Origin of the sequence: Methylobacterium sp. WL120 (assembly GCF_008039465.1) — a bacterium.
GTDB lineage: Bacteria > Pseudomonadota > Alphaproteobacteria > Rhizobiales > Beijerinckiaceae > Methylobacterium > Methylobacterium cerastii.
The window spans coordinates 1-6340 of the sequence record NZ_VRUT01000214.1 but is presented as its reverse complement, the minus strand read 5'-3'; the positions used below and the strand labels follow the sequence as shown (position 1 = coordinate 6340).

The 6340-nt window shown below is 67.6% G+C and carries 6 protein-coding genes and 1 pseudogene; 5 read left to right on the top strand and 2 right to left on the bottom strand.

Translation table 11 applies throughout. From position 1 onward, the window contains the following. Nucleotides 1–167: 167 nt before the first annotated feature. Nucleotides 168–1100 (bottom strand): 3-hydroxyacyl-CoA dehydrogenase NAD-binding domain-containing protein, encoded by a 933-nt coding sequence (locus FV229_RS24420; protein ID WP_147754434.1) that lies wholly within the window; start codon nt 1098–1100, stop codon nt 168–170. Nucleotides 1101–1215: 115 nt separating this feature from the next. Between FV229_RS24420 and FV229_RS24415 the strand changes: the two genes are divergently transcribed. From FV229_RS24415 to FV229_RS24395, 5 genes are all read left to right on the top strand, one after another. Beyond that, nucleotides 1216–2214 (top strand): ABC transporter substrate-binding protein, encoded by a 999-nt coding sequence (locus FV229_RS24415; RefSeq protein ID WP_147754433.1) that lies wholly within the window; start codon nt 1216–1218, stop codon nt 2212–2214. Continuing rightward, nucleotides 2214–3023: an ABC transporter permease gene (locus FV229_RS24410; protein ID WP_147754432.1), complete on the top strand. Its 810-nt coding sequence runs from the start codon at nt 2214–2216 to the stop codon at nt 3021–3023. The genes FV229_RS24415 and FV229_RS24410 overlap by 1 nt, the downstream gene beginning before the upstream one ends. A gap of 7 nt (nt 3024–3030) precedes the next feature. Next, nucleotides 3031–3846 (top strand): ABC transporter ATP-binding protein, encoded by an 816-nt coding sequence (locus tag FV229_RS24405; RefSeq protein ID WP_147754431.1) that lies wholly within the window; start codon nt 3031–3033, stop codon nt 3844–3846. A gap of 94 nt (nt 3847–3940) precedes the next feature. Continuing rightward, nucleotides 3941–4594, top strand: coding sequence for an ABC transporter ATP-binding protein (locus FV229_RS24400; protein ID WP_147754430.1), 654 nt, complete (start codon nt 3941–3943; stop codon nt 4592–4594). An 88-nt stretch (nt 4595–4682) separates the two neighbouring features. Beyond that, the gene (locus tag FV229_RS24395; RefSeq protein ID WP_147754429.1) at nt 4683–5924 is read left to right on the top strand and encodes a capsule biosynthesis protein; all 1242 of its coding nucleotides are present in this window, start codon (nt 4683–4685) and stop codon (nt 5922–5924) included. A 13-nt stretch (nt 5925–5937) separates the two neighbouring features. Here FV229_RS24395 and FV229_RS24390 read toward each other — a convergent pair. Then, nucleotides 5938–6340 (bottom strand): annotated as a pseudogene (locus FV229_RS24390) (hypothetical protein); the annotation flags it as partial.

Here is a 6340-nt window from a genome sequence, read left to right as displayed (position 1 = left end):
CCCCGATCCGGCCCGAGCGACACGTGCCTGACTCCATCGCGACCTTGCGCCTGAAGCTGGCACAAACACTCGCGCGAACCCTGCAACGATGTCCCTGCTGCCAACAAAGATTTATGACACAGTAGTATTAGAGCATTTTCCGTGATCCAGAGATCACGGAAAATGCTCTAAGATCCGGCGACCTCGGTCCGGGCCTTCAGGATATCGATCAGCGCGCGGTCGCGGCGGGCCTCCAGCTCGGGCAGCGTGCGGCCGGCCGCCTCCGCTTCGACGCCTTCGACGATCGCATCCTTCACCGCGTCGCTCAGCTCGGGGCGGCCGAGGCTCTCCCAGCGGCGGACCTGGCTCGGCCCGAGGTGGTCGAGGTAGTGCCGGATGCCGCCCGCCCCGCCGCCGAGATGATAGGTCATGTGCGGCCCCATCGCCGCCCAGCGCAGCCCCGGCCCGTTGCACAAGGCCGCGTCGATGTCGGCGACGCTGGCCACCCCCTCGGCGACGAGGTTCACCGCCTCCCGGTACAGGGCCGAGGCGAGGCGGTTGGCGACGTGGCCCGGCATCTCGCGCCGCAGGATCACCGGGCGCCGCCCGAGCCAGGCGTAGAACGCGGCGGCGCGCTCGCCGGTCGCCGGGTCGCCCGCCACGATCTCCACCAGCGGCACCAGGTGCGGCGGGTGGAACGGGTGGGCGACGATCACCCGTTCCGGCGTCCGGCATTCGGCGACGATCCGGCTGCGCAGCATCGCCGAGGTGCTCGACGCGACGATCACGCCGGGCGCCGCCCGCGCGTCGAGCTCGGCCAGCACCGCCCGCTTGACCGCCTCGTCCTCGGGCGCGTTCTCCTGCACGAAGATCGCGCCGGACACGGCCGCCTCGATCGCGGTGCAGGTCTCCAGGCGCCCGCGTCCACGCAGTCCGAGTTCCCCCAGCTGGCCGATCGCGTGCGCGACGGAAGCGCGGAGCCGGTCCGCGAAGCCGGGCGCGGTGTCGTAGGCCGCCACGTCGAAGCCGTGCGCGAGGAACAAGGCCGCCCAGCTGGCACCGAGCGTACCGCAGCCGACCACGGCTATGCGGCCGGTTTCATCCGTTTCAACAGCTGTCACGGCGTCGCCTCCCTGCGCTTTACTTTCAGTCGGCGCCTCGCCTAGTCAATGCAGCGCCCGGCGTACATCGCCGGGCGAACGGCAGGCGGAACGACCTGCGACCCGGAGGACATCGATGTTCAAGCGCGCCTCGGCCGCCGCCGCCGCGATCCTGCTTCTCGCCGCCGGCACCGCGCGGGCCGACGACGTCGTCCGCCTCGGGAACCTGAAGTTCGCCCACTACGGGGCGATCTCCTACATGAAGGAGATCGCCCCGAAGTTCGGCCTGAAGATCGACGAGAAGCAGTTCGCCAAGGGCGCCGACATCTACCCCGCCATGGCGGTGGACCAGATCGACATCTCGGCCTCGGGCGCCGACGGCGCGGTGGCGGCGCGCGGCAACGGCGTGAAGCTCTACGTGGTGGCGGGTTTCGCCAACGGCGGCGTTCGCATCCTGAAGCGGCCCGATCTCGACGCGGTGAAAACGCTAAAAGATGTGAAAGGCCTCAAGGTCGCCACCGTCCGCGGCGGCACGCAGGACCTGATGCTGCTCGCCGAGCTCGACAAGCACGGCATGACCTGGGGCGAGCGCGCCGGCAAGGACGTGCAGCTGATCTACTTCAACAACTACGCCGACCTGAACCAGGCGCTGGCGCAGAAATACGTCGACGTGATCTGCCAGTCGGAGCCGCAATCGACTCAGGCGATCAGCGCCGGATGGGGCGTCGAGGTGGTGAAGCCCTACGACACGCCGATCGGCATCCCCGTGCGTCCGCTGGTGATGACCGAGAAGATGTACAACGAGAAGCCGGAGATCGCCGGCCGGGTGCTCAAGCTTTTCGTGGCCGCGACCAAGGCCTTCATCGACGACCCGGCGCTGGCCGAGAAGTACGTGCGCGAGTCCGTGTTCAAGGGCCAGCTTTCGAGCCAGGACTTCCGCGACGGCATGGCGAACGCGAGCTACACCTACGACGTGCCGGCCGGGCACATGCAGACCACCACCGATTACATGATGAAGTACGGCCTCGGTAAGATGACGACCCCGCCCAAGAGCGATGCCGAGTGGGTGAAGACGGACCTGCTCGACAAGGCCAAGGCGGATCTTGGCATCAAGGCCGAATCGAAGACCCCGTGATGCGGCTTTCCTCGCTGCGGGGCGCCCTCGTCCCGGTCGGCCTGCTCGTGCTCTGGGAGATCCTGAGCCGGGTCGGCGTGTTCTCGCCGATCGTGCTGCCGCCGCCGAGCGCGGTGGCGGTGAAGTGGTATGCCGGCCTGCTGCCCGCCCTCCCCTACGAGCCGGGCCAAGAGAGCTATCTCGCCTGGATCCTCTCCGGCGAGATGCCGCACGACGCGGTGTCGAGCCTGACGCGGGTCCTGGCGGGCTTCGTCATCGGTGCCGGGCTAGCAGTGCCGACCGGTCTGATGCTCGGCACGAGCGACAGGCTCTACGGGCTGTTCAACCCGCTGCTACAGGTGTTGCGCCCGATCCCGCCGATCGCCTACATACCGCTCGCCATCGTCTGGTTCGGCCTCGGCAACCCGCCGGCCCTATTTCTGATCGCGCTGGGCACCTTCTTCCCGGTGCTGGTCAACACCATCGCCGGCGTGCGGCAGGTCGACTCGATCTACATCCGCGCAGCGCGGAACCTCGGCGCTAACTCTTGGACGATGTTCCGCCGGGTGATCCTGCCGGCCGCGAGCCCCTACGTGCTCGCCGGGATGCGAATCGGCATCGGCACCGCGTTCATCGTCGTGATCGTCGCCGAGATGATCGCGGTCTCTGACGGCCTCGGCTACCGCATCCTCGAGGCGCGCGAGTACATGTGGTCGGACAAGATCATCGGCGGCATGCTGACGATCGGCATCCTCGGCTTGATCATCGACGGCGCGATGAGCCGTCTCAACGACCACCTGCTGCGCTGGCATCGCGGCCTCGAGCGATAGGCCACCCATGTCCGCCGACCGGCAATCCAAGTCCGCAGAGATCGTCGTCGCGAACGCCGTGAAGGTGTTCGGCACCGGGACCGCCGCGGTCGCGGCGCTCCAAGATATCTCGACCACCGTGCCGGAGGGGCAGTTCCTGTGCCTGCTCGGCCCCTCCGGCTGCGGCAAGTCCACCCTGCTCAACGCTATCGCCGGCTTCACCCCGCTCACCGACGGGCGGATCACCATGGGCGGCAAGGCGGTGACGCAGCCCGGGCCGGACCGCGGCATGGTCTTCCAGGAATACGCGTTGTTCCCGTGGATGACGGTCGAGGACAACGTCCGCTTCGGCCTCGATATCAAGGGTGTACCCAAGCCGGAGGCCACGATCGCCGTCGATCGCATCGTCGCCACGCTGGGGCTTTCCGACTTCCGCAAGCGCTATCCGAAAGACCTGTCCGGCGGCATGCGCCAGCGCGTGGCGATCGCCCGCATTCTGGCGCTCGATCCGCCGGTGATGCTGATGGACGAGCCGTTCGGGGCACTGGACGCGCTGACCCGGCGGACCCTTCAGGACGAGCTCCTTCGCATTTGGTCGGAGTACCGCAAGACGATCGTGTTCGTGACGCACTCGATCGAGGAGGCGATCTACCTCGCCGACCGCATACTGGTGATGACCTACCGCCCTGGCCGGATCAAACGCGACGTCACCGTACCGATGCCGCGTCCGCGCGACCCGGCGAGTCAGGACTTCAACGCGATCAAGCGCGAGCTCGGCGCGCTGGTCATGGAGGAGCAGCAGCGCTTCACCAACGCCGAGCTGCACGCGCCGGCCGTGGACTGAGCCGGGCGGGGCCTATCCTCAGATTCGCCGCTTTCGGCGGGCAACAGCCTTCGTCAGCCTGCCAACCCAGGCGCGTCGAGGAGATCGGCCTGCGGTGATCCGCTTCGAGAACGTCACCAAGATCTACAAGACCGACGGCCATCGCCGCACGATCCTGGAGCGGGTGTCGCTGACGCTGAAGCCCGGCATCAGTTACGGCATCCTCGGGATCAACGGCGCCGGCAAGTCGACGACGATGCGCATGATCGGCGGCACCGAGGAGCCGACGAGCGGCAAGATCAAGCGGGCTCTGCGGGTTTCCTGGCCCCTCGGGTTCGGCGGCGGCTTCCACCCGATGATGACCGGCCGGGACAACGTGATCTTCGTGGCGCGCGTCTACGGCGAGGACCCGAAGCGCGTGCTCGACTACGTCGAGGACTTCTCCGAGCTCGGCAGCTACCTCGACGTTCCGATCCGGACCTACTCGTCGGGCATGGGCTCGCGCCTCGCCTTCGGGATGAGCATGGCGATCCCGTTCGATTGCTACCTGATCGACGAGGTCACAGCGGTGGGCGACGCACGCTTCCAGCGGCGCTGCTCCGAAGTCTTCGCCGAACGGCGGAAGTCCGCCGACGTCATCATGGTGTCCCACTCGATGGAGACCATCCGCGAGTGGTGCACGCAGGGCATCGTGCTGATCAACGGCCGCGCCATCATCTACGAGGACGTCAACGACGCGATCGAGGTCTACCGGCGCCTGAACGCGTGAGGTCGCCGCACGGGGCAGACATCGTTTCGCCGCGCAATGCGCCGAGGGTGGACGCCAAATCCGCGCGGACAACGGAATTAGCAGGTCCATGAACGTCGAGATCCGCAACCCTCAGGGCCAGCCGCTGACGACCGCAGACCGGTCCAAGGCGGTAGCGGAGTCGCTGAGCCAGATCGCGCGACTGTCCCGCTTCGCCGACCGCAAGAAGGGCATTCGCTCCTACCAGAGCCACGTGAAGAGCGATCCGTGGCTACCGATCCTGTTCGTCCTGTGCTTCGTCCTGCCGACCTTCGCGGGCGGCATCTATTACGGCCTGATCGCCTCCGACCGTTTCGTCACCGAGGCCCGCTTCGCGCTACGCCCAGCCCTCGGCGGCGCCGAGAAGGCGACGCCGGATGCGGTCGGGACCAATGCCGGCGTCCCCAAGGAGCTGCTGGCTCAGGACGTGCTGATCACCCACCAGTACGTCCTTAGCCGTCCGATGCTGGAGGTGATCCAGGCCAAGCTGCCGATCCGCGAATGGTTCAGCCGCGACCAAATCGACTTCCTCTCGCGCTTCGATCCCGAGAAGCCGATCGAGAAGTTTTTGAAGTACTGGCGCGAGCGCGTCGCCATCGACCTCGAGGGCAGCTCCGGCATCATGTCGCTGACGGTGTCGGCCTTCGATCCTGCCGAGTCGCTGGCGATCACGAAGGCGGTGATGACGGAAGCCGAGCGCATGGTGAACGAGCTCACCATGCGCGCGCGCAACGATGCGGTCGCCGAGAGCAATCGCGAGATGCGCTTGGCGGAGGAGCGCCTGGCGAAGATCCGCCTCGCGGTGCGCGACCTGCGCAACCGTGACGGCGTGCTCGATGCGCAGAAGGCCAACGAAACGAACCTGAAGGTGATCGCAGAGCTTAGGGCCGCGCGCATCAACCTTTCGGTGCAGTTGACGATGTCGCTGCGCGACCTCGCTCCGGAATCGCGCCGCATCCTCGACATGAAGGCCCAGATCAAGGACCTCGACGATAACATCAACCGGATCGAACGCCAGTCGGCGAGCCAGGATCCGGAGCAGAAGCGCCTGCTGTCCGACGCGCTGACACGGTTCGAGGCGCTCGACAACGAGCGCAAGGATACGGAAAAATACTACGCCAAGGTGATCGCCGCCAACGAGCGCGCACGGATCATCGCCGCCCGGCAGATCGAGTTCTTCAGCCCGATCGTCGAGCCGGTCCTGGCGGAGTCCTCGACCCAGCCGCGACGGTTGCTGATGAGCAGTCTCGTCGCGGCCGGCGCGGCGGTGTTCTTCGCCGCCGCCTTGTTCGCCCGCAAGCAGATGACCTGATCGCGGGCTTCGCTCAACGGCGATCCGAACCGAAGGTCTGGCTCGGCGCCGGCGGGGTGCCGGCGGTGCGGGGCTCGTCCACTGGCAGCAGGGTATGGCCGCTTTCGGTGTCGAGACCGGTGGTGGTCGAAGCTGCGGCCCCGATCGCCGTCGACCCGATCTCGCCGGCGCCGGTCATGCCGCCGGTCCAGCCCTGTGCCCGCCAGCCCTGCGCCCGCTCGTCGAGATCGATCGAGCCGTGCCGATCGAGGATCGCCAGGATGCGATCGGCCTGGCCGTCCTCGACGCGGGCGGTGACGAGGGTGCCGCCGCGTCGCACGCCTTCGGCATAGGTCTCGGCCTCATGCTCGCTGAGGCCGGCGCCCGTCAGAGCGCCGAGCAGGCCGCCGGCCGCGGCGCCGACGCCGGCGCTCTGA